Source organism: Pseudaeromonas paramecii, from assembly GCF_039540575.1.
GTDB classification, from domain to species: Bacteria; Pseudomonadota; Gammaproteobacteria; order Enterobacterales; family Aeromonadaceae; genus Pseudaeromonas; species Pseudaeromonas paramecii.
The window spans coordinates 412162-427607 of record NZ_BAABFC010000001.1 but is presented as its reverse complement, the minus strand read 5'-3'; the positions used below and the strand labels follow the sequence as shown (position 1 = coordinate 427607).

Here is a 15446-nt window from a genome sequence, read left to right as displayed (position 1 = left end):
AATCCTGCTACACAACCCGGCCTGAGCTTTGATAGATCAGCTCTCGGGCCAGTGGTATGAGTTGGTCAACACTGTTGAGGCATAAGGCGGCGTGGATCTTGTCCAGCAGTTCGGAGCAATCTGCACCTCTATGGCCTAGCTCTTTACCTCGCCGCTCAAGTTCATCGATCAAGTCCTGGGTATCGAATTCATCTAGGTCAACATCCACGTCCACCGATATGGTTGGCATACAACCTCCCTCAGTAGTTGATATGGACGCCGGTGATCAGCCCTTTGGCGATAGCGGAGATCACATCACGGGCTTGCTCAGGTGAGAGGGCGCAGGCGAAGGTGAGGGAGGCGACAGCCTGCTGGTTCACCTGGCGACGGTGCTCCACGTCAGCGGCGCGAGCGGCTTCCGCTTGTGCCTTGGCCTGTTGCTCTGCCTCGATGCGCTGGCGTTCCTGCTCAGCAGCACGGGCGGCGGCTTCCTGGGCCTGGCGCTGGGCATTGGCTTCAGCCTCCTGGCGGCGCTGCTCAGCCAGCTCGGCAGCCTGCCGGGCTTGTTCCTCCCGGGCCAGTGCCTCTTGCTCGCGACGCTGGGCATCCAGGCGGGCTTGCTCCTGGCGCTGGGCCTCAGCCTGGGCGGCTTCCTCGGCGATTCGCCGATCCCGTTCTTCCTGATCACGTTTGGCCTGTTCGGCGCGCAGGCGTTCCAGCTCGGCCTGCTGCTCGTCGTATTGCTGGCGGGCGGTCAGGGCTTGCTTCACCTTGACGATGGCGGCGTCCCGGGCCACGGCTGCCATGGCGGCCTTGTCTTCCCAGGTGCTGTCGATCGCGGTCTGCTCCAGCTCGGTGAGGTAACTGGTCAGCTGCTCAACGGTGGGGCCGGGGTGGGGGGATTGGGTCGGCAGGTTGCCCAGTTCATCAATGCGGGCCAGCCGGGCGGCCAGTGCTTCCTCGCGGGCCTTTTGCTCGGCCTCCCAGCGGTTCAGCGGCTCGCGCACCTCATCCCGCAGGGCGTCCAGGGTGTCACGCAATTCCTTGCGGGTGCCGTCGATGCGCTTGGGGATTTCCTTGTACTGGTCGGTCAGCTCCTTGCCAATGCCGTCCAGGTAGGTCTTGGTGCGGGCCACTGCGTGGGCGATGGAGGCGATCTCCTTGCGCCCCTTGGCGGTGGTCAGGTCCGGTACCAGGCTGGTTGCCTGCTGGCGGATATCAGTCAGCAGCGAATCGAGCCCGGTGCGGTCGCTGAACAAGGCGAGGGCGTTGGCCGGTTCGATCACGGCCAGGGTGGTGGTTTCGGTGGTCATGGTGTCTTCCTGGTAGGTGAGGCCCGTTGGTGAGGCGGGCCTTTGAGGTTACTGCTCCGCTTCCAGTTGGCGTTTGCGTTCGCCGGCCAGCTGCTTGATGTCTTTCTTGATCTGCTCGTCGCCGGTGTTGCTGGCCCAGGTCCAGGCCTCGCCGTATGCTGCTTGCCATTCAGCCAAGTCGCTGGCGGCCTCGATGGCGGCAGAATGGTCGGCATAGGCGGCGGAGTGGTCGGGCTGCTCAGGTGCGGTGTATTGGTCGGCCTGGTCGATGGTGGCTGGGTTGCTCTGACCTGCTTCGTCCTGCTTGCCGCGCAGCACGTCCATGGCCCGGGAGCCAGAGCTGGCAGGCACAGGGTTAACTTCGCGTTCTGGCTTTATCTCGTCCAGCTCATCCGGGGTGTAGACCCCCATGATCACGTCCGGACAGTACAGGCGAGCCCAGCGCTTGGTGGCCAGGTAAGCCAATTGCTGGCGAGGGTCATCGGCCCACAGGGTTGAGTTGCGGGTGCGGGCTTGGGCCAGGAACAGTTCCAGAACCCGGGGCTCTGATTCGCCTTTGATGGTTGCCCAGCATCGAACCCCGATGCCTTCCTCATCAGCCAGCTTCCAGCCGGGGACTCGGTATTCGCCTTTGTCACCCCGCTTAATCTCGAACTTGCCAATGACCTTTTCCCAGGGGCCAAACCACTCGAAGTGCAGGCGGTCCTTGGTGGGGGCCAGAGCGGTGATCACGGCATTGACCAGCTGTGCCTCATAGCCAATCTTGCCGGATACGAAGTGGGTCTTTTGCGCCACAGCAAAGGGGTTCATGCCCCACTGAACCGCCTGCATGACAACGGCCAGGCAGTCACCGGGGCTGTTGCGGTACTCCTGCGGGATGGTCGCTTTGCCGGTGGCCATGACTTCGGCAAGGCTCATCATGGCGGTCATGCTGCCAACATCGAGAGTGAGGTTTTGCCCAATCGGATTGACCGGGGCGGCTGCTTGAGAAGGAAAGGCGGCCACATTGGTTTGTTGGTTCATGCTGCGCTCCGTGCCCAGCTCGGGCGGGTGAGGGTGATGATGTCGTGCCAGTCATTGGTGAGCCGGCACTGGTGGTAGCGTTCGAGGTTGCGGCGGTAAAGGGTGTGGCCGTCGTCTACCCACTCCTGAGGCAGTCGGCAGACCATCACCGGATAGCGCCCGCAATCGACAGACGAGCTGACGGTGAGGAAGAGAAAATCCGGCATCTCGCCGAAGTGCTTCAGGAAGCCTTCGCAGTACATGGCCTGCTGGACGTGGTAGCGGAACTCTTCGGCATGGCGCGGGAACCGGCTCATGTCATCCACTTTCTTGACGTCGATGATGACGGGCGCCTTGGTAAGCATCCTGTCCGGGCGGATCCGGCACAGCTCGCCGGTGTGCTCGTCAGTCCAGAAGATGGAAGCCTCGCTGTGCCCTTCTGCTTCAAGTAGGGTTCTGGCATCTGGATGGGCCATGACGCTCTCATGCATCAGCTGGAGCTTGCGGCCTTCCTCGGCGGTCATCACTGTCTTGCCGGTCAGGGCGCAGTCTGCGAGGAACTTGGCCTCGTCCTCCTTGCCCTGGTTGGTTCGCCGGTTAAATTCCGGGGCAACGATGAAGCGGCCTGCAAACTCGTCAGGCTCAAGCAGCAGGCAGTGCAGGGCGGTACCCATATCCAGGGCCTGCAGCTTCTCCTCATCAAGCGGGGCATTCTTGCGCCAGATGTAGGTGGCCGGGCTGATGGCGATATCGTCAAGCTGGCTTTTGCTGACCCCTGGCCCCGAGTGGTATTGGTCGTTCGTCAGGTCGTGGTAGATCCCCGGGGTGATCACGCGGCCTGTTTCAACCGCGGCGGTCATAGCAGGCCCCGGGCAATCAGGTCGGACTGGCGTTCCAGCTCGGCAGCCAGGGCTTGGCCGGCGCGCAGCAGGGTGAAATTCGGGCCGCTGTAAGGGGAGGGCTGGTAGTTCAGCAGGCTGGCCATGCCGCGCTCCAGCAGCATGGCATTCTCATCGGTGGCGTTCACCACCACGCTCAGCAGGCTGTGGCCGTTGTAGCCGTCACCGCAGGCGATGGCGGCGCGGATCTGCTCGGCCTTGAGGTCGATCTGTTCATCGGCCAGCTGCAGGTTGCCTAGGTGGGCGGCATAGGCGCCGGCGGCATTGGTTGGCGACAGGGCGCGGTAGTCAGGTGCGGTGTTCATGCAACCCCCTTGAGCTTGGCGAATTGACGGGCGCGGGCCAGGCTGGGGCGCTCTGATGCGAGCATGGCCGCCCTGGCTCGGATGGAAAGCTGGTTACGCCGGTAGCGGCTGGGCATGAGCCGTGCCGCCAACTGGGCAAGCAGTTGGTTTATCAATGGCATGGTGGTAATCTCACGGTGTTCGGGGGTGGTGCCCCGGGCGCTCACCTTCTTTTGCCTCTCGGCATCGGTCGGTGTCTTTTGGTTTACCGGGGTGGTACCCGGTGGTGAAGAGCTCGCTTCGGCGAGCTTTTTGCTTTTTAGAGCCGGAACTGGCGCTCGATGGCCAGCATGTCGCGTCGGTGCTCAATGGCGCGGCGGGTTTCGCGGGCCTTGTGGCCGTCTGCAGTGACTCGCCCGGGTTCGCTGCGCTGGTTGCCGAACCGGCGGGCCGGCAGCATGGCGAAAAACGCCTGGGCCTGGGATCTCATTTCCATTGGTGGTGTCTCCTGGTGTGATGGTGGTGCCGTGGGGCTGTGCCAACCTGCCGCCAGCCTTCGCCATTGACCCTGCCGCGCTTATTCGGGGGTGCCTCTTGACCAGCCGTGGCCGGTATAAGCGTCGGGATATGGTGCTTGTGCGGGTTCCTGTCCGGATATCCGGTCTGCCACGGCGTGAATTGGTCGGCGATACAGGATTCGAACCTGTGACCCTCTGGACCCAAACCAGATGCGCTACCGGGCTGCGCTAATCGCTGTGGTGCCGGGCTCTCACCGGCCGCGTTGGCTATCCGCCTTCTCTGCCTATGCCTTTGCCGCTTTGTGCTCAGCGCTACGGCCAGTGATAGGCTTCCTGATAAGCACGAGGGAGCAGAGCTGGCATCGCGGCCCCGTGCTGAGTTGTTCATCCTGGCCTTTAACGTCGCCAGGGCGGACGGCCTTCTTACCTCACGGGGCCTACCGCAGACGGAAGGCTGACTGCTGCTACTGCCGTGACAGGGCGCCTTTAGCGATTTCAGGCCACCATCCCTTGCTGGTTAATCGACGGGAGAGTCTTCACAACTGAAAAAAGAGGATTGCACCCTTTTGCGCTAGCCCCTCTCGGTCGTTCGGGATTACCACTAGCTCGGGAAGCCCGTTTTGCAGCGCCCCCTCTTTCAGTTGTGCCCTCGTCTTTCCGAGGTGTCCGCCAGCGCCTGGGGCGTTAATCCATCGCTGGCTGCCGGTGTTATGTCCCCACCGCCGGCTGGGGTCGCGGGTATCCAATCGGCTGGGCTCTCAGTCAGTGCTGTGTCATCAAAGGAGGTGATCCACTGGCCAAGAGCCTATGCGATTGGAGGCGGCGCGGGGCGCGGTTCCCGCTGCGGCGCATCACCCAGGTATCTGAAATACCCAGCAGCGCTGCCGCCAATCTCTCTCATCACGCATAGCCCGCATCGCATCGGGGCCGTATCGGTCTGGTTCCGCCGGTCGTCGCCCGTGTTGTTCACCTGCGAGCCTGGCGTGATGGTCTTACCCTGGTTGTCAAAGAGCGTCCCGCCTGGGCGGGGCCGGAGTCGTCCGGCGATGTGTTGAAGCTTAGAGACCTAAGCTTTTCATGTCAACACAAAATGATCAGAAAAATAAGCATGGCTTAGAAAGTCAGATCTGACAGGTGGCCTGGGGCAAGGGATGGAGCGGTGGAGGGGAGGGGGAGCGGGCAAGAAAAAGCCCGCGCTGAGCGGGCGAATATGCAGGTAACGTGTATGACTGCGCTATCACTTACCTATTTGCATTAGATCTTGTTTCCAGAAGTCAGCTTCGGCCTTCTGTTGGGCTGTCTTTTTGGCTACCGCATCAAGTAGGGCTGTGAAATTTTCAGCTATGACAATGTCAAATGGCTCAGTTCTTTTTTCATAGCAGAAAGCCCTTGTCATGTGGAAAGTCTCTCCGGTGAATTTTGGGATTAACCCCTTTTGATATATTAACTCCAAAGCTGACTTTCTTTCAGTGTTACTTGATGAATTAACTATGTCGATGATGTCAGACAGGTGATATTTAAATATTGTGGCTTGTTCTTCTGTTGGCCTCATATCAAGCAAGTCAAGACCAGATGCTGCTGCTGGCCCAATGCTATTGAAATCTGAACAAAGGTATTTTTGATCTAACAATGTCTCATCTATGCTTACAGCACTATCTTTTTTAGTAGACTCCTTGTTGTCATGGTTCAATATCAGAAGATAAAAAACGACAACAAACACAGCAAACCACTTTAGATGCCATTTGGCAGCATCGGATGCTTTCCTGCGCCACATCCTTTTAAATGCGTAAATTATTGGCATAACGAATGTCGCAAGAAAACCACCAGATAAAAACTCACCAGCAGAGTCCGCAGAGTGCGCAAGCAACACGGCATTATTACTCGTAACCCCAGGGGTAATTCTATATGTGATATATATAACCACCATGGAAATTATTGCTGACGCAATGAGGGTAAACACAGCAAACAGAACAAAGTGAATTACCCTAGACAAAATAATCTTCCCAGAGAGCTCTTCCATAAAGATTCCTATCTAATTATTTTCGCAATGTTTTAAGCGATTCTAGTAGTCGTCATCAACGTCATAGTCATTTTGGAAAAAGTTGCCATCGCTATCCGTGCCGGACTGGTACACGCGGTTGCCGAGGCGGGTAGAGGTGCTGTTCCAGCTGTTGCCATCAGCGTCGTAGCCGTTGGTGGTGGTCACATTGCCCATGCGGGTGCTGGTCTGGTTCCAGGTATTGCCGGTGTTGGCGTTCGAGCCTTGCACTATGGTCTGGTTGCCGAGGCGGCTGACCGTGTAGACGTTGCCGCTGTTGTCGGTGCAGGTTTGCAAGCTGGCGCTGCCGATGCAGCCGGCCCAAGCGGTGGTGTGCAGCATGAGCGCCGCTGCCAGTATGGCTTTCTTCATCATCCGTGACTCCGTGTAAGCATTGGTAAGGCTGATTATCGCGTTAGACCCAGGCGAGATCCATGCGTGGGGTTTGATTTTACTCAAGATGAATGAGAGCGGACGAAAAAACACCTCGAAGAACGGTTTATGGAATTTGAAAGTACAGCAGTTTAGTTGTGTTTGTTTTTAACATATAATTTTTCAAATTGATCAATTGTTTCTCTAACAGTTAGTCCGATATTCTTAAGTGTGCTTATCACATCCAATGTTGAAAATTTGCTATGCAATGGAAATCTTAAGTCTACATATACTTCAAAGTCATTATGGATAATTATTTCAGCTCCACTCGAATGAATAATAATCATTCGTTTTGTTGCGTCACCACCAACTCGACAGTTTGTAAGGCGAGCTCCCCCGCACTGTACGTTAATGTTTTCGACGTTAACATTTGAAATGGTTGGTAATATAATGTTGTGCTTGCTGTCATTATCTAATAAGTGAAACTTCCAATAAATGTCATTGCAGTGACTAGCTGGGCGAAGTTTATTGATAAGTAAATCAAATGAGCCAGGAAGAGATTTTTCAAGCTGCTTCAAAAATCTGTTATCCATTAACTCATCTCTTGTTTCAGCCATTGGGAAGTAGGGGCGGTTATTCGGCGCCTGCGCCTTAATGAGTCCAGATGCTAAATGATCTAACGAGGAGCGGAAGTTATTTATAGCATCACCAATAACCAAGCCTAATGTTTCTGAAATGGGTTTGAGTGGTATGTAAACAAGATTCATTCCAACCGCGTATGGCTTAGGAAATGAAAACTCACTTTCAATTTTTATTTCGTAAAGCTCTTTAGATAAAGGTATTGTTAGTTTTTCAATTTCCTTCACATGCTGGTAAGCTCTCTCTAACTTTAATCTCGGAGAAATAAATAGACTCATAATGCCTCCTTAAACACAAGGTAATGTATGATGAGGAATAATTATCCAGATGTGTTTAGGCCAGAACTGTGCTTTGGCGTTACTTTTTGCAATAAAATCAAGTGCACGCTCGCTTAAGGTCACGCTTTACAGGTGGCGGAGTCAACGCGTAGTCTTGGCGATGAAATGGCTGGTTAGGCCAGCTGGAACAGACTGAATTATGAGGTTTGTATGAAATCCATTTTCAAAGATCACTACGTCAGACACTCAACCATACAACGACGCATTTCCACCATTCACATGGTCAATGATGTGGTTGGGGATGGTAAGTTCATCCCGCTTATTGCTGAGGATTTGCGAGAGCTAGCAGACATGATCGATCGCCAGGAGGCCGGGTGTGCTGGCGCTCAAGTATTTATCAGTCGGCACGGCACAGAAATAACTTTTACCGGGCACAGCATGACCAATGAAGTCCGCAGGGAGGACCATCCTGTATTCACTCGCGGGCCTGACGGGTGCGCTATAGAGGTATAAGCAACCATGTTCAAATTTATTACCGATCTGGTTCAGATGGTCCGCTGGTTTCGCCAGGAAGAGACCCGGTGTGCTGTTCGCCGTCCTCGGATGAGGTCACAATCCTTAGCAAAGCCCGTAACGTATCGCGATCTAGCCGAGATGGGGATCCTGACGCTCGGCCCATTGAAGAACGGAATTCAACCTCATCAGGATGAGTCAATGCCGTTACCGCCATCTGAGCCGCCTCAGTAAATTCCTCTGTTAGCTTGATGCGGCCAGACTGGGTAATTCCCGCCAAATTATTGGTTAGCTCAGCTGCGACCTGTCCATTATCTTTGGCAATGCTCAGCAACAGCAGGTTAATCAGATCCTGCTGCGCCACCATGGCCAACTCAAGATGTTGAATTCTGGATTCCATCTCTTCTAGGTTCATTACCCCCTCCTACGATACCGCCGATGCTCAACCATCACGCCGATGATGGTGATCGAGCAGACATCTGAGCGCATGGGGGCATAGACCTCATTGCGCGGCACCAGCTCGAACCACTCCTTGCCTTCGGCGTTATAGCCGCGGGGCCGGTACTGCTTGATGGTGGCCTCATGGCTGCCGTTCTTGGCCACCACGATATCGCCAGGCTGCGGGGAAACATCCGGATCGACCACCACCACGTCACCTTCGATGATATCCGGCGCCATGGAGTCGCCCTTAACCCGTAGGGCAAAGGCTCGGCTACCCAGCTCCAGATCGGTGAGGATGGTCTCTATGCTGCCGTCGGCCAGGGTGTGGCCACAGGCCTCGGTCCAGCAGCCTGCCTGTACATAGTCGATGACGGGGATGCGGGTTGTGCCGATGGGGACTGGTTCAACGGTTGAAACATTCCCATCAATAGAGACGGTAGCGTTTCTGTCATCAGGGCTACCGATGCCAGTCAGCAGCCACTCCATGCTAGTTCTTAGCGCCTGAGCCACCGCCAAGAGATTCTTCGGTTTGATCAGATCGTTTTCCCACTGGGAAACGATGGCATGCGAATACCCAGTGGCTGCGCTCAGCTGCCTCTGGGTCATTTTTATGGCCTGTCGCCTGGCCTTAATGCGTTGTCCGATGGTTTCCATAACTTAGGAATCTTAGCACCGCTTGATCTTAGATGTCGCAGCGCGGATAATGCTCAGTAAAATAAGCGCGGAGGACATATGACACCATGCAAGCCAAAGAAATACCTCGCCAAAAAAGACGAGGTGTTTCGCTTCTTCGGTGGCGCAAACGCAACCGCCAGAGCCTTCGGCATCTCAACTGGAGCAACAGCCCAATGGGGTGAGTTCATCCCAGAGATACGGGCTCGCCAGCTGGAGGAAATCAGCGGCGGACAGTTAAAGCCAACCATCACCGAGCAGTAACACCACACCACCACCAAACCAGGAGACACCACATGACCACTTCAATACGCAGCTACAAGAACCCGAACCGCAAAAAACTGGACGGCCCCCGGCTGCGGGCCAATGCCAGCGCCATGGCGCTGTTTGAACAGGCGGCCTTCGCCACTGGTCAAAGAGCGTCCGAGTTTCTGGCAGAGGCGGTACTGAGTCACGCCAAGACCGTCCTGATCCGGATGTACCAAACCCAGCCCCGGGCATTCGAGCGCGTGCTGGAGCGGGCCACTGAGGCGGTGCGCCGGCAGGGCCTGCAGGTTGACCGGATCACGTTCGGCCAACTGCTGGACGATCTGGAACTGGATGACATGCCGGCCATGGCTGCAGCCCTGGAGCGCTGCGGCATCACCATCAACCTGGAACGCAGCGACTGGAAGGAGATCGCCTGATGGGAAAAATCGCAAGAGCCGTCCTTGGCGCATTGGGGGCTGAGTCCATTCAGTCGTTCGATGATGGCCAGCATACCCGGCGCAGCCTGGAGCAGGAGTGCCGCGAAAGCGGCGCTGTTGTTGTGCTGTTCAAGCGGCGTGATGAGTCGGCAGAGCAGACCAAGGTGATCCACTGATGGACGAGCAGCAACTGGCCCACGCCGATCCGTGGGATGAATACGAACGGCGCAAGAAAGCCCTGCAGCAGCAGGGCCTTTCTCAGCGCGAATATGAACTGGCGATCCGTCGCCTAGTCGATGAATTGGGGGTGTGACATGGGCGCTGTAGTACCGCTTCAACGTCATGGCGCCAGGCAGCATCAGGGGCATGAGGCATGCAATATGGAAGACAACGCCAAGGCCGGTTTCAGGTTGGTTTTCAAGTCCGTCAAGGGCGCTGCTTGGTACAAGGATTTGGCGAAAAAGGCGGTTTGGTTCCACCTCATCCTGGAAGTGGCGCATGAGCCGAGCCAGGTGGCCTTTGGTGGCACCAGAATTGCGCTTGAGCGGGGGCAGATGGTGACCTCTGCGGCCTCTCTGGCCGATGCCTGCGGCGTATCAGAGGACCAGGCTCGCCGGGCTCTGGACTACTTCGAGCAAGACGGCGCGATCACCCGGACAACCAAGCGGGGGGCGCACGGCTACACCATTGTGACATTGCGCAATTTTGACGCTTATCAGCGCGGATTTAATCGGTCATTTAGCGCGGATTTAGAAAGCGGAAATGTTGCGGATTTAGAGAGTCACCGCAATGGCATGAATAATAAGGAAAAACAGCCGTCACAAGATGGTGGGTCTGCGGATTTAGATGCCGATATGTCTGCGGATTACCCTGCGGATTACCTTGCCGAAGATCCTAATACAGAGATCAAGAAGAGCATAAGAGCTAAGAACAATTCTTCTGACGAAGAATTGCCGCATCAGCCGGCGAAAAAACGCGGTGTGCAAGCTGATTGCCAGGCCATGGTGGACGCCTATCACCGACTGCTGCCAGGCATGCCAGCCATCCGTGAACTGACCGCCACCCGCAAGACCAAGCTGAAAAACTTCTGGAGCCGATTCAAGTTCACCGATGAGCGGTGGGAGGCCTATCTGGGCTACATCGCTGAAAACTGCCGTTGGATGAGTGAGCGGCGCCAGCGGGCCGACGGCGAATCGCAGTGGAAACCGAAGAACCTGGACTTCCTGATCACCGAGAAGTGCTACCTGGGCGTGCGGGAGGGGCGATTCGATGACTAACGCCGCCCTGCACAACCACGATACCGAGCAAGCCGTCCTGGGGGGGCTGATCCTGGCCTGCCAGAATGGCGATGAAAAGCGCATCGCGGCAACGACTGGGCTACTCAAGCCTGCCAGTTTCTACTCCGCACCTCATCGGATGATCTACGCCCAGATCCTGGCTCTGCTGCAGGCCAACCAACCTGTGGACGTGATGACCCTGGATGCTCGCCTCAAGTCGGTGGGGGAGGATGACCGCGCCGGTGGCTTCGCCTACCTGGTTGAGCTGGTCAAGAACATTCCGAGCGCCGCCAACCTGGTGGCCCACGCCCGCTTGGTTCGAGATTACGCAGTGCGTCGGTACGCCATGGGCAAGCTGGCCGATGCCACCGAGCTGCTGTCTACGGCCAGCGGGGACCCTGTGGCCGATCAGATCACCGCTATCCACGGCATCCTGGCTGAAATCAACGACTATGCCAGCACCGGGGAGCGCCGCGGACTGCGCCATGTGCGGGAGATTTCCCAGCACTGGATCGATGACCTGGAGAAGCGGCAGACGCAGCCGGACTACGCCACCGGCTTCACCAGCGGGATCCCATCCCTGGACAAGCTGATCGCGCCAAAGAACATCCCGGCCGGCTCACTGGTGGTAGTTGGGGCCCGCCCGAAGATGGGCAAGTCCGCCCTGATGGTCAGCGTCATGGATCACTTCGCCGACACCCATGGTGGCGTTGCCGCCTTCTCGCTGGAAATGCCAGATGACCAGATCTGGGAACGCTACATCGCACAGAAATCCCGCGTGAACGCCAACCGGTTTTACACCGGGATGGACGATGCCGAGTGGGGCGCCCTATCCAGCGCCATGGGGGTTGCCCTGGATCGCCAGCTGTTCATCGACGACACCCCGGGGATCTCCCTGAGCCATATCCAACGCGAGGTCCGTCGCCTGCGGGCCGACGGGGTGAAGCTGAGCCTGATTGCCGTTGACTACCTGACCCTGATGCAAGCCGAGAAGGCCGAGCGGAACGACCTGGCCTATGGCCTCATCACCAAGGGGCTCAAGGCGCTGGCCAAGGAGATCGATGGCGTGGTGCTGCTGCTGACCCAGCTCAATCGCAACCTGGAAAGTCGCAGCGACAAGCGGCCCATGCCATCAGACAGCCGGGACACTGGCCAGATCGAGCAGGACTGCGACATGTGGATCGGGCTCTATCGGGATGATGTCTATCACGAAGACAGCCCCTATGCCGGCACCATCGAAATGATCTTGCGGATGAACCGACACGGTGGGTCCGGCACTGCAGTGGCTGGCTTCCATGCCGGGCAAATCATCCCCTTGGAGCAGAGCGTCATGGAGACCATGCGGGCCAATGCCGAAGAGGCTGCAGCCGCCAACAGGAAACCCTACAAGCGAGGTGGTTTCGATGGTTGATCTCACCACACCAGCCAGCCAGATGGGCCGCGTCCTGGCCGTGATGCGGGACGGACAGGAGCGCACCCTGCGCCAGATCGAGAGCGAGTGCCGCGGCCGGTTCGGCCACGCCGACACCCAGCCGGCGATCTCCGCCCGTCTGCGAGAGGCCCACCTGCACGGTTACGACAAGTCGGCGCGCATGGAGCGCCAACACAGCAAACAGGTTTGGTTCTACAAGCTCAGCCCACTCAAGGAGGACAACGCATGATTCGTCAGATTTTCGGGGCCCTGGCCCAGCTGCTCGGTGATTTCGGCTTGCCGCCAGTGTTCTTCCGGGATGTCACCCGGCCAACGCCCGGTTTCGCGCACCCGGCCGGCGGCCCAACCCCAGCCGCAAGCTGCGCCGGAGGTAGGCCATGGACATTCTGACCAGTCCGATCCTGCTGCCGCTGCTGGCCCTGGTGTTGGTGGTGTGCGGCATTGCCTGGGCTTGCCGCGACCTCGGCAAGGGCGCTGACGAGCTGGGGCAGTACTGGGAAACCATCGAGGACGAACTGCGGAGGCTGCGCGATGCGGACTAAGCAGCGTGACGCCTGGCTGGAAAAGTTCGGCGAGGCCAAGACCCTGGCCGAAGTAGTTCGCCGGGCCAACCGGACGGCAGCTGATCTCGGCACTCCGCCCTGTGAGACCACTGAGCGGGCCTTGCGCAATGAGATCAAGCAGCTCAACTCGCAGGTGCGCAAGCTGCGCAGAGAGCGGCGGCGTCTGTCCGGCCTGCTGGATCAGCATGGGGTGCCTCATGGCTGACCTGATGGTCACCAGGGGCAACCTGGACGATGCCATGGCCGCCATCGAGGACGAGATCGCCCGCAGTCAGGTCGCCATGGTGGCCATCAAGTCCGGTAACACCGGCAAGTGGGGCATGGCCCGCCTGTGGCGCAGCTGGATGGAGGCCACGGCGAAATTCATGGCTGCCAACGGCGTCACCATGCCGCTGATGATCTCCGCCGACGGGCGCCACTTCGGCAGCCGGCCGTTCAGCGCCCAGGATGCCCATGAATTGTTCACGCACCAGCACCTGGGCTGCGATGCCGACGGCACCCGGCTGAGCTGGAGCAAGGCCGGCCACGACGGCATGCGACCGGCAACCCGGGGCGAGCGGTTCGACGCACTGCGCCGGCACGAAGCCTGGGCCACCGAGCGGGGGATCCGGTTGTTCAATCCTCGGGATAGCGAGTACCGGGAACTGATGAAGGAGCAGGAACAGTGACCAAGGACGAGAAGCAGTACCTGGCCGACGCGGCCAGTCTTGGTTGCCTTGCCTGCAGGATGGACTGGCTGGGGCAGACCCCGGCGGAGATCCATCACCCGAGGGATGAGCAGGGCATGAGCCAGCGGGCCAGCCATGACGATGCCATCCCCCTGTGTGCGGCTCACCATCGCGGTACCCAGCACCCGCTGGTGCCATCCATCCACTTGGATCGCCTCCGGTTCGTCCGGATGTACGGCTGTGAGCGGGAGCTGGTAGCGCGCACCCGCCAGGATGTGGCCGAGTTGCGCCAGGGGATCACCGGGAGGGCAGGGTAGTGGCACTGCACCTCTCCGCCCTGGAGGCCGAGCGCCTGCTGGCCAAGCAGGGTAAGCCCATCGCCAATGCGATTCGGCAGGCAGCCAAGGGCAGCCAGGAAGCCAAGCTCAAGATGGACACCCTGGCCCAGCTGCAGGGGCTGCCAGCCTGGGAGGCTGAGCACCGGTTCCACCCGCGCCGCCGGTGGCGCCTGGATTATGCCTGGGTAGAACAGCAGATCGCCCTGGAGGTTCACGGCGGCGTCCGTTCCGGCGGCCGGCACACCCGGGGCACCGGCTTCACCAACGACCGGGAAAAGATGAATGAGGCGGTGGCCCTTGGCTGGACGGTCATCGAGGCCACCGCAGAGCAGATCAGAAACGGCCAGGCCCGCGCCTGGCTGGACACCATATTCAACAACAGGGGAGCACGGGGATGATCGAGATGATATTGCGGCTGTTTGAGGCCCGGGCGGCCAGCCTGGAATCCATCTGTGGGCGCAGCAGCGGGGCCCTGGGCCGGGACGAGTTTGTGGCCGCAGCATCGGCAGCCTGCCGGGCTCACCCGATCGGCTGGCATGCCTTCATGACCGCAGAGGGCGGGGATGATGTCTCCGCCGGCACGCTGATGGCCTACCTGGTGAAGGCGCTGCCCACACCGGATGTGGCCAAGGCCGCCATGGCCGTGCTGCTGGGGCGCCCGCTTCCGGAGCAGCTGCCAAGCTTGGTGGCCAAGTCGCCCTACTATGATGCCGAGCGCCGCCGGGCCTCGATCGTCATGGAGCGAGCAAAGCGGGCCCGCCGCGCCGGTGACCAGCACAAGTATCAGAACCTGCTGGATGAGCGTAACGGCATCCTGGCCGCAGCCCGCCAGCGTGTGGAGGATGAGCTGCTGAGCACCGGGATCTGCCCCAAGTGCCACGGTTCAGGCCGGCGCGAACGCAAGCAGGACGAGTGCCCTGTGTGCCGTGGACGAGGGCGCATTCAGCCTGCAGTGGAAATGGTCGCGGAGCACTACGGCCCGGCGGCCAGCGACATGCTAAAGCGGGTGGTGGATGTGGTCCTGGTGGACAAGTCCCAGGCCGTGCAGGTAATGGTCTGCCGGCTGCAGATGGAGCGGGAGGTTGCTTATTGCTAAGGGGTGAGGATGAATGGGCTCATAACGAGCCCATTTGTCACTTCAATCCTGAGAATAATCTGTCTGCCGCATATGCCGCCAATGCCTCATCTCTCATTGCGGCCCATGATGAAAAAGGCGTGTTTTGAGATACAAACAACTCCCATTCCTGGTTGTTCTCTAAGTCATCCGCAGTGGTGATTTCTATTTTGCTTTCATCAATAAAGCTCTGAAAGTCAACGTACTGCGTATGTTTATTCATGAACGTTGGACTGAACAGATCAGCAAGAGACATATGATGGGTTCCATCAAGTTCCTTCGCGTTTTTTTCGATTTGTTTCAGGTTTTTTTCGAGATCTTTAAAGCCTTTAAGTGGCATGGCGCTCTCCTGGTTATTTATTGCACAAACATGATGAGGCGATATGGCCAATCAAACATCGACGTAGATCTCATATGGGG

Annotated in this window: 27 protein-coding genes and 1 tRNA gene; 14 read left to right on the top strand and 14 right to left on the bottom strand. The window is 58.3% G+C overall.

Annotation, left to right across the window (positions count from 1 at the left end; translation table 11 throughout):
- Positions 1 to 7: 7 nt before the first annotated feature.
- The 11 genes from ABD847_RS02130 to ABD847_RS02080 all read right to left on the bottom strand — a co-directional run bounded on the left by ABD847_RS02130 (position 8) and on the right by ABD847_RS02080 (position 7322).
- A complete protein-coding gene (locus ABD847_RS02130; protein WP_345009574.1) occupies positions 8 to 229 on the bottom strand; it encodes a hypothetical protein in 222 nt (73 codons plus the stop codon).
- Between the two features lie 10 nt (positions 230 to 239).
- Positions 240 to 1292: a coiled-coil domain-containing protein gene (locus ABD847_RS02125; RefSeq protein WP_345009573.1), complete on the bottom strand. Its 1053-nt coding sequence runs from the start codon at positions 1290 to 1292 to the stop codon at positions 240 to 242.
- A 48-nt stretch (positions 1293 to 1340) separates the two neighbouring features.
- Positions 1341 to 2315 (bottom strand): RecT family recombinase, encoded by a 975-nt coding sequence (locus ABD847_RS02120; RefSeq protein WP_425568356.1) that lies wholly within the window; start codon positions 2313 to 2315, stop codon positions 1341 to 1343.
- Positions 2312 to 3154 (bottom strand): PD-(D/E)XK nuclease-like domain-containing protein, encoded by an 843-nt coding sequence (locus tag ABD847_RS02115; protein WP_345009571.1) that lies wholly within the window; start codon positions 3152 to 3154, stop codon positions 2312 to 2314. The genes ABD847_RS02120 and ABD847_RS02115 overlap by 4 nt, the downstream gene beginning before the upstream one ends.
- The gene (locus tag ABD847_RS02110) at positions 3151 to 3498 is read right to left on the bottom strand and encodes a hypothetical protein (RefSeq protein WP_345009569.1); all 348 of its coding nucleotides are present in this window, start codon (positions 3496 to 3498) and stop codon (positions 3151 to 3153) included. Before ABD847_RS02110 ends, ABD847_RS02115 begins: the two co-directional genes overlap by 4 nt.
- Positions 3495 to 3659 carry a hypothetical protein gene (locus tag ABD847_RS02105; protein WP_345009567.1) on the bottom strand — a complete coding sequence of 55 codons (165 nt, stop codon included), beginning with the start codon at positions 3657 to 3659 and terminating at the stop codon, positions 3495 to 3497. The genes ABD847_RS02110 and ABD847_RS02105 overlap by 4 nt, the downstream gene beginning before the upstream one ends.
- 137 nt (positions 3660 to 3796) lie before the next feature.
- Positions 3797 to 3973: a hypothetical protein gene (locus ABD847_RS02100; protein WP_345009565.1), complete on the bottom strand. Its 177-nt coding sequence runs from the start codon at positions 3971 to 3973 to the stop codon at positions 3797 to 3799.
- Between the two features lie 183 nt (positions 3974 to 4156).
- Positions 4157 to 4233: transfer RNA gene (locus tag ABD847_RS02095), tRNA-Pro, on the bottom strand.
- A gap of 999 nt (positions 4234 to 5232) precedes the next feature.
- Positions 5233 to 6015, bottom strand: coding sequence for a PH domain-containing protein (locus tag ABD847_RS02090; RefSeq protein WP_345009563.1), 783 nt, complete (start codon positions 6013 to 6015; stop codon positions 5233 to 5235).
- A gap of 42 nt (positions 6016 to 6057) precedes the next feature.
- The gene (locus ABD847_RS02085; protein WP_345009561.1) at positions 6058 to 6408 is read right to left on the bottom strand and encodes a hypothetical protein; all 351 of its coding nucleotides are present in this window, start codon (positions 6406 to 6408) and stop codon (positions 6058 to 6060) included.
- Between the two features lie 149 nt (positions 6409 to 6557).
- Positions 6558 to 7322 (bottom strand): hypothetical protein, encoded by a 765-nt coding sequence (locus ABD847_RS02080; RefSeq protein WP_345009559.1) that lies wholly within the window; start codon positions 7320 to 7322, stop codon positions 6558 to 6560.
- 210 nt (positions 7323 to 7532) lie between these two features.
- Here ABD847_RS02080 and ABD847_RS02075 point away from each other — a divergent pair, with 210 nt between their 5' ends.
- The gene (locus tag ABD847_RS02075; RefSeq protein ID WP_345009556.1) at positions 7533 to 7835 is read left to right on the top strand and encodes a hypothetical protein; all 303 of its coding nucleotides are present in this window, start codon (positions 7533 to 7535) and stop codon (positions 7833 to 7835) included.
- A 19-nt stretch (positions 7836 to 7854) separates the two neighbouring features.
- Here ABD847_RS02075 and ABD847_RS02070 read toward each other — a convergent pair whose 3' ends face one another.
- Entirely contained in the window at positions 7855 to 8250 is a 396-nt protein-coding gene (locus ABD847_RS02070) for a hypothetical protein (RefSeq protein WP_345009554.1), read from the bottom strand.
- Positions 8250 to 8930 carry a LexA family protein gene (locus ABD847_RS02065; RefSeq protein WP_345009552.1) on the bottom strand — a complete coding sequence of 227 codons (681 nt, stop codon included), beginning with the start codon at positions 8928 to 8930 and terminating at the stop codon, positions 8250 to 8252. Before ABD847_RS02065 ends, ABD847_RS02070 begins: the two co-directional genes overlap by 1 nt.
- 78 nt (positions 8931 to 9008) lie before the next feature.
- Here ABD847_RS02065 and ABD847_RS02060 point away from each other — a divergent pair, with 78 nt between their 5' ends.
- From ABD847_RS02060 to ABD847_RS02000, 13 genes are all read left to right on the top strand, one after another.
- Positions 9009 to 9212, top strand: a complete 204-nt coding sequence (locus ABD847_RS02060) for a Cro/CI family transcriptional regulator (protein ID WP_345009550.1) — start codon at positions 9009 to 9011, stop codon at positions 9210 to 9212.
- 32 nt (positions 9213 to 9244) lie between these two features.
- Positions 9245 to 9634: a hypothetical protein gene (locus tag ABD847_RS02055; RefSeq protein ID WP_345009549.1), complete on the top strand. Its 390-nt coding sequence runs from the start codon at positions 9245 to 9247 to the stop codon at positions 9632 to 9634.
- Entirely contained in the window at positions 9634 to 9810 is a 177-nt protein-coding gene (locus ABD847_RS02050; RefSeq protein WP_345009548.1) for a hypothetical protein, read from the top strand. Before ABD847_RS02055 ends, ABD847_RS02050 begins: the two co-directional genes overlap by 1 nt.
- On the top strand, positions 9810 to 9947 hold the full coding sequence (locus tag ABD847_RS02045; protein WP_345009546.1) for a hypothetical protein: 138 nt from the start codon (positions 9810 to 9812) through the stop codon (positions 9945 to 9947). Before ABD847_RS02050 ends, ABD847_RS02045 begins: the two co-directional genes overlap by 1 nt.
- Positions 9948 to 10014: 67 nt before the next feature.
- Positions 10015 to 10911 (top strand): DeoR/GlpR family DNA-binding transcription regulator, encoded by an 897-nt coding sequence (locus ABD847_RS02040; RefSeq protein WP_345009544.1) that lies wholly within the window; start codon positions 10015 to 10017, stop codon positions 10909 to 10911.
- Positions 10904 to 12322 carry a replicative DNA helicase gene (locus ABD847_RS02035; RefSeq protein WP_345009541.1) on the top strand — a complete coding sequence of 473 codons (1419 nt, stop codon included), beginning with the start codon at positions 10904 to 10906 and terminating at the stop codon, positions 12320 to 12322. Before ABD847_RS02040 ends, ABD847_RS02035 begins: the two co-directional genes overlap by 8 nt.
- Positions 12315 to 12572: a hypothetical protein gene (locus ABD847_RS02030; RefSeq protein WP_345009539.1), complete on the top strand. Its 258-nt coding sequence runs from the start codon at positions 12315 to 12317 to the stop codon at positions 12570 to 12572. Before ABD847_RS02035 ends, ABD847_RS02030 begins: the two co-directional genes overlap by 8 nt.
- Positions 12573 to 12720: 148 nt before the next feature.
- Positions 12721 to 12885 (top strand): hypothetical protein, encoded by a 165-nt coding sequence (locus tag ABD847_RS02025; RefSeq protein WP_345009537.1) that lies wholly within the window; start codon positions 12721 to 12723, stop codon positions 12883 to 12885.
- Positions 12875 to 13111, top strand: a complete 237-nt coding sequence (locus ABD847_RS02020; protein ID WP_345009535.1) for an MbeD/MobD family mobilization/exclusion family protein — start codon at positions 12875 to 12877, stop codon at positions 13109 to 13111. The genes ABD847_RS02025 and ABD847_RS02020 overlap by 11 nt, the downstream gene beginning before the upstream one ends.
- Positions 13104 to 13574 carry a NinB/YbcN family protein gene (locus ABD847_RS02015; RefSeq protein WP_345009533.1) on the top strand — a complete coding sequence of 157 codons (471 nt, stop codon included), beginning with the start codon at positions 13104 to 13106 and terminating at the stop codon, positions 13572 to 13574. The genes ABD847_RS02020 and ABD847_RS02015 overlap by 8 nt, the downstream gene beginning before the upstream one ends.
- Positions 13571 to 13891, top strand: a complete 321-nt coding sequence (locus ABD847_RS02010) for a Ref family recombination enhancement nuclease (protein ID WP_345009531.1) — start codon at positions 13571 to 13573, stop codon at positions 13889 to 13891. Before ABD847_RS02015 ends, ABD847_RS02010 begins: the two co-directional genes overlap by 4 nt.
- Positions 13891 to 14310, top strand: coding sequence for a hypothetical protein (locus ABD847_RS02005; protein WP_345009529.1), 420 nt, complete (start codon positions 13891 to 13893; stop codon positions 14308 to 14310). The genes ABD847_RS02010 and ABD847_RS02005 overlap by 1 nt, the downstream gene beginning before the upstream one ends.
- Complete coding sequence (locus ABD847_RS02000) at positions 14307 to 15008, top strand: TIGR02642 family protein (RefSeq protein ID WP_345009527.1); 702 nt, start codon at positions 14307 to 14309, stop codon at positions 15006 to 15008. Before ABD847_RS02005 ends, ABD847_RS02000 begins: the two co-directional genes overlap by 4 nt.
- A gap of 37 nt (positions 15009 to 15045) precedes the next feature.
- Here the strand turns inward: ABD847_RS02000 and ABD847_RS01995 are convergent, their stop codons facing one another.
- On the bottom strand, positions 15046 to 15366 hold the full coding sequence (locus ABD847_RS01995; protein ID WP_345009525.1) for a hypothetical protein: 321 nt from the start codon (positions 15364 to 15366) through the stop codon (positions 15046 to 15048).
- Between the last annotated feature and the right edge of the window lie 80 nt (positions 15367 to 15446).

Excerpts from the sequence above, each read along its gene's own strand:
- ABD847_RS02130 (WP_345009574.1), bottom strand. The coding sequence starts at position 229 with ATGCCAACCATATCGGTGGACGTGGATGTTGACCTAGATGAATTCGAT.
- ABD847_RS02125 (WP_345009573.1), bottom strand. The coding sequence starts at position 1,292 with ATGACCACCGAAACCACCACCCTGGCCGTGATCGAACCGGCCAACGCC.
- ABD847_RS02120 (WP_425568356.1), bottom strand. The coding sequence starts at position 2,315 with ATGAACCAACAAACCAATGTGGCCGCCTTTCCTTCTCAAGCAGCCGCC.
- ABD847_RS02115 (WP_345009571.1), bottom strand. The coding sequence starts at position 3,154 with ATGACCGCCGCGGTTGAAACAGGCCGCGTGATCACCCCGGGGATCTAC.
- ABD847_RS02110 (WP_345009569.1), bottom strand. The coding sequence starts at position 3,498 with ATGAACACCGCACCTGACTACCGCGCCCTGTCGCCAACCAATGCCGCC.
- ABD847_RS02105 (WP_345009567.1), bottom strand. The coding sequence starts at position 3,659 with ATGCCATTGATAAACCAACTGCTTGCCCAGTTGGCGGCACGGCTCATG.
- ABD847_RS02100 (WP_345009565.1), bottom strand. The coding sequence starts at position 3,973 with ATGGAAATGAGATCCCAGGCCCAGGCGTTTTTCGCCATGCTGCCGGCC.
- ABD847_RS02090 (WP_345009563.1), bottom strand. The coding sequence starts at position 6,015 with ATGGAAGAGCTCTCTGGGAAGATTATTTTGTCTAGGGTAATTCACTTT.
- ABD847_RS02085 (WP_345009561.1), bottom strand. The coding sequence starts at position 6,408 with ATGATGAAGAAAGCCATACTGGCAGCGGCGCTCATGCTGCACACCACC.
- ABD847_RS02080 (WP_345009559.1), bottom strand. The coding sequence starts at position 7,322 with ATGAGTCTATTTATTTCTCCGAGATTAAAGTTAGAGAGAGCTTACCAG.
- ABD847_RS02075 (WP_345009556.1), top strand. The coding sequence starts at position 7,533 with ATGAAATCCATTTTCAAAGATCACTACGTCAGACACTCAACCATACAA.
- ABD847_RS02070 (WP_345009554.1), bottom strand. The coding sequence starts at position 8,250 with ATGAACCTAGAAGAGATGGAATCCAGAATTCAACATCTTGAGTTGGCC.
- ABD847_RS02065 (WP_345009552.1), bottom strand. The coding sequence starts at position 8,930 with ATGGAAACCATCGGACAACGCATTAAGGCCAGGCGACAGGCCATAAAA.
- ABD847_RS02060 (WP_345009550.1), top strand. The coding sequence starts at position 9,009 with ATGACACCATGCAAGCCAAAGAAATACCTCGCCAAAAAAGACGAGGTG.
- ABD847_RS02055 (WP_345009549.1), top strand. The coding sequence starts at position 9,245 with ATGACCACTTCAATACGCAGCTACAAGAACCCGAACCGCAAAAAACTG.
- ABD847_RS02050 (WP_345009548.1), top strand. The coding sequence starts at position 9,634 with ATGGGAAAAATCGCAAGAGCCGTCCTTGGCGCATTGGGGGCTGAGTCC.
- ABD847_RS02045 (WP_345009546.1), top strand. The coding sequence starts at position 9,810 with ATGGACGAGCAGCAACTGGCCCACGCCGATCCGTGGGATGAATACGAA.
- ABD847_RS02040 (WP_345009544.1), top strand. The coding sequence starts at position 10,015 with ATGGAAGACAACGCCAAGGCCGGTTTCAGGTTGGTTTTCAAGTCCGTC.
- ABD847_RS02035 (WP_345009541.1), top strand. The coding sequence starts at position 10,904 with ATGACTAACGCCGCCCTGCACAACCACGATACCGAGCAAGCCGTCCTG.
- ABD847_RS02030 (WP_345009539.1), top strand. The coding sequence starts at position 12,315 with ATGGTTGATCTCACCACACCAGCCAGCCAGATGGGCCGCGTCCTGGCC.
- ABD847_RS02025 (WP_345009537.1), top strand. The coding sequence starts at position 12,721 with ATGGACATTCTGACCAGTCCGATCCTGCTGCCGCTGCTGGCCCTGGTG.
- ABD847_RS02020 (WP_345009535.1), top strand. The coding sequence starts at position 12,875 with ATGCGGACTAAGCAGCGTGACGCCTGGCTGGAAAAGTTCGGCGAGGCC.
- ABD847_RS02015 (WP_345009533.1), top strand. The coding sequence starts at position 13,104 with ATGGCTGACCTGATGGTCACCAGGGGCAACCTGGACGATGCCATGGCC.
- ABD847_RS02000 (WP_345009527.1), top strand. The coding sequence starts at position 14,307 with ATGATCGAGATGATATTGCGGCTGTTTGAGGCCCGGGCGGCCAGCCTG.
- ABD847_RS01995 (WP_345009525.1), bottom strand. The coding sequence starts at position 15,366 with ATGCCACTTAAAGGCTTTAAAGATCTCGAAAAAAACCTGAAACAAATC.